This window comes from Alkalihalophilus marmarensis DSM 21297, assembly GCF_000474275.2.
Classification (GTDB): Bacteria; Bacillota; Bacilli; order Bacillales; family Bacillaceae_D; genus Alkalihalophilus; species Alkalihalophilus marmarensis.
This window is the reverse complement of record NZ_ATAE01000068.1, coordinates 1-5,106: the sequence shown is the minus strand read 5'-3', so window position 1 is coordinate 5,106 and position 5,106 is coordinate 1. Positions and strand designations below refer to the sequence as shown.

Sequence of the window (5,106 nt, the reverse complement as noted above, 5' to 3'; positions counted from 1 at the left end):
TAAATTATACTTTATCACCTAACAACATCCTACTCTCACAAAAAAAAACCCCCAACTACCATCAACACAAAAAAACTTAACAACCATATTCAACATAAAAACAAATATAACCTCTTTACTATCACCACCAAACTTACAACCTACCTAACTTCTCAACTAACTTACTTCAAACAAACATAATACACAAAAACAAACCATATACTATTTAATTAAAATAATTCTCTCAAAACTAAATAATATATAAACATATATCAAAAATCATTTAAATAAATCCTCAACCAATTAATATCTATCAACTCCACATATCACCATACTTCCACACCAAACCTATCAACCTCATCATCTCTAAAAAATCTTACTAAATTAACTCCATAAAAAATCTCATCTTAAAAAAAACTTCATACTTAAATACTTTCAACACTTATCCCATCCACACATAACTACCCAACAATACTCCTAACAAAACAACTAATACACCAACAATATATCCATCCCAATCCTCTCATACTAAAAACAACTCCTCTCAAATTTCCTACACCCACAACAAATAAAAACCAAACTATCTCACAACATTCTAAACCCAACTCACATACCACTTTAATAAACAAACAACCCAACCCTTAAAACCTACTTCAACCCCAAAATACAATAAACCAACATCAAAATACCAAACCTCCCCATCAATATAAACTCTTAAAAAAAATAAACCTATTATCCCCAAAATAACTTTTATCCATTAAACAATAACCCTTCCATACAAAACCACCAAATCACTAAACCCAACTTTCATCCCTACTCAACTTATAAATCTCACAATCAAACTCCCTTTTACCTTTACACTCTACAAATAATTTCCAACCATTCTAAAAAAACCTTTAAACACCTCCATTACTATTTAAAAAACAACCACCCCAATCAAACTACCCACCTAACACTATCCCTAAACCAAATCACAACTCAAAATTAAAATATCAACACAATCAAAATAATATCCCACCAACACCTCCATCAAAACTAACACTCCAACTTCCAAAACTCCTACCTATCCTATACAAACTATACCAACATCCAATATCAAACTACAATAAAACTCCATAAAATCTTTCCATCCTATCACAAATAACCTACATCTTCACAAATACTATAATTTCACCAAATCTCTCATTAAAACAATATCCAAATCATTACACCATTCATACAAATCAAAACTTACCCAACAAAAAATTTCACTACCTTAAAACCATTATAATTACAACCACCATTTACTAAAACTTCAATTCAAAACTTCTCCCATAAAAAATAACCCCTCCTCTTAACCTTCCAACACCAAACAAATATCAACCCCTATACTTCACCTTACAACTTCACAAAAACCTATATTTTTACTAAACAATCACTTAAATCTTTTCACTACAACTCTCTCAAACATACACCCTACCAAAACACCCCTTCTCCCAAAATTACAAAATCATTTTACCAAATTCCTTAACAAAAATTCTCCCAAACATCTTAAAATTCTCTTCTCACCTACCTATATCAATTTACAATACAAACACCTCTCACCTCACTAAAAACTTTTCTTAACAATAAAAAATCAAAAACTTCAATACTAAATTTCCCTCACCATCACAACTCAACCTTCACAAAAAACAAATTTACCTACTTCTCAACCTAATTACTTAAACACACATATCCATCAATACACTTACCCTACCTTACTACATCCCCCCATTACTCAAACAATAAAAAAATAATACAAAAATTTCAACCTATTATCCATCACCTACACTTTTCAACCTCAACTTAAATCCCAACTTACCCTAAACAAACAAACCTTCCTCAAAAAACCTTAAACTTTCAACAAAAAAAATTCTCACCCCTCTTTTCACTACTCATACCAACATTCTCACTTCTAAACACTCCACCAATCCTCACAATCTAACTTCACTACACTTAAAACACTCCCCTACCACTAACACCTAAAATATCAATCCATAACTTCAATAATACATTTAACCCCAATACATTTTCAACACAAAATCACTCAACCAATAAACTATTACACACTCTTTAAATAATAACTACTTCTAAACCAACATCCTAATTATCTAAACAACTCCACATCCTTTTCCACTTAACATATACTTTAAAACCTTAACTAATAATCTAAACTATTTCCCTCTTAACTACAAATCTTAACACTCACAATCTAACTCCCAAATAAAAATTTTTAACATTCAAAATTTAACTAAATTCAATAATCCTATAAAAACCCCTAATCCAATCAATACTCTACCTCCAAAACTCTCAACCTCAAAACTAACCCTAAAACTATTTCAAAAAAAACCAACTATTTCCAAATTCAATTAACATTTCACCCCTACCCACACCTCATCCCCACATTTTTCAACATACATAAATTCAAACCTCCATTCAATATTACCTAAACTTCACCCTAAACATAAATAAATCACACAATTTCAAATCTACAACAACATACTCATTCACCCTATTCAAACTCACTTTCACTACAACTCCACCTTATCAACTTAACCTTACACAACATCATAACTCACCAATTCATTCTACAAAAAACACACTATCACCCATTAACAAACTCCAACTAATTATAAACACACAATTTCAAAATCTATTTCACTCCCCTTCCAAAATACTTTTCACCTTTCCCTCACAATACTAATTCACTATCAATCACTAAAAAATATTTAACCTTAAAAAATAATCCTCCCAAATTCCAACAAAATTTCACATATCCCACCATACTCAAAATCCACTCAAAAAAAAATAAAATTTCAACTACAAAACTATTACCTTATATCACAAACCTTTCCAAATCACTTCACCTATCCTATTTCTTTATAACTCCATATAAAATATCCTACAACCCCAAAAAACAAACCTCTTAATTTAAACTAATACCATTTCACTCACCACTACTCAAATAATCACATTTACTTTCTCTTCCTCTAAATACTTAAATATTTCAATTCCCCAAATCTACCTCCTCATACCCTATATATTCAAATATAAATACTATTCCATTACAAATAATAAATTCCCCCATTCAAATATCCTCAAATCAAAACTCACTTACAACTCCCCAAAACATTTCACCATTCATCACATCCTTCTTCAACTCCTAATACCAAAACATTCACCATACACCCTTTCTAACTTAACCAAAATTTAAAAAAAATTATTAAATTCTTAACATACTCATTCAATCTTCTCTATTAAAAAATACCAATAAACAAATATATTTACATTTCATTATCTAATTTTCAAAAAACCAAATACTAACTCTTACTCAACTTAATAAAAATTAATATCTAATTAAAAAATAATTCCTTCAAAACTAAACAAAAAATCCAAAACATATATAATCATAAAATCATACATCAACTAAAATAAATACTCCATAAAAAAAAAATAATCCAACCACACCTTCCAATACAACTACCTTATTACAACTTCACCCCAATCATCTATCCCACCTTAAACAACTAACTCCAAAAAATTACCTCACCAACTTCAAATATTACAAACTCTCATAATATAACAAACAATATATACAAAACCCAAAAACATATTCACCACAACATACTAATCCACAATTACTAACAATTCCAACTTCATATAAACAAATTACAACCTACAATCCAAACTAAAAATAACTTTATAAAATTCACTCAACCTCACAATTTTACAACCCTTTATACCATCCATTATAACACATATATAACCCAAATCATAAAAAACATAATAATTTAACATCATCCCCACCTTCCTCCAATTTATCACCAACAATCACCTTAAAATACCCAACTAAATACTAACAACTAAAATCAAAAATTACACTCATTACAAAACTTAACCCAACATCTCACAACACAAACTAACAACAACCATACACCACCTATCACTTTATCCCCCAAAAAAAAAAACCCTATCTCTAAAATAATCAAAAAATATCAAAACCTAATAAAATTCTTCACATTACTTCAAATTAAACCACATACTCCACTACTTATACAAACCCCCATCAATTCCTTTAAATTTCAACCTTACAATCATACTCCCCAAACAAAATACTTAATATATTAACTTCAACACTAAAAACATCAAAACCCCTAACACCTAACACTCATCATTTACAACATAAACTACCAAAATATCTAATCCTATTTACTCCCCACACTTTCACACCTCAACATCAATTACAAACCAAAAAATCACCTTCACCACTAATATTCCTCCACATATCTACACATTTCACCACTACACATAAAATTCCACTCTCCTCTTCTATACTCAAATCTCCCAATTTCCAATAACCCTCCACAATTAAACCATAAACTTTCACATCAAACTTAAAAAACCACCTACACACACTTTACACCCAATAATTCCAAACAACACTTACCACCTACATATTACCACAACTACTAACACATAATTAACCATAACTTTCTAATTAAATACCATCAAAATACCACCTTATTCAAACAACACTTATTCTTCCCTAACAACAAAACTTTACAATCCAAAAACCTTCATCACTCACACAACATTACTCCATCAAACTTTCATCCATTACAAAAAATTCCCTACTACTACCTCCCATAAAAATCTAAACCATATCTCAATCCCAATATAACCAATCACCCTCTCAAATCAACTACACATCATCACCTTAATAAACAATTACCTTACCAACTAACTAATACACCACAAACCCATCTATAAATAATAACCAAAAACCATCTTTTACCACTCCACCATAAAATAAAACAAATTATCCAATATTAACCCCAATTTCCCAAAATTATCCCAATCTTACAAACAAATTACCCACATATTACTCACCCATCCACCACTAACATCAAAAAACAAACTCCCATCAATCCACTCAACTTACATATATTAAACACACCACCAACATTCATCCTAAACCAAAATCAAACTCTCCATAAAAATATTTAATTAAACTCACTTACATAAAATACACTAACATCTTATTTTAAAAATTAACAAAATATCATATATCTCTATTTCACTTAACTTTTATTCAATTTTCAAAAAACT

2 rRNA genes are annotated in these 5,106 nt (G+C 29.7%); both read right to left on the bottom strand.

Annotation, left to right across the window (positions count from 1 at the left end):
• Window positions 1–262: 262 nt before the first annotated feature.
• Window positions 263–3,202: ribosomal RNA gene (locus A33I_RS19150) — 23S ribosomal RNA — on the bottom strand.
• 241 nt (window positions 3,203–3,443) lie between these two features.
• Window positions 3,444–4,995: ribosomal RNA gene (locus A33I_RS19145) — 16S ribosomal RNA — on the bottom strand.
• The 16S and 23S rRNA genes sit together here, the layout of an rRNA operon.
• Between the last annotated feature and the right edge of the window lie 111 nt (window positions 4,996–5,106).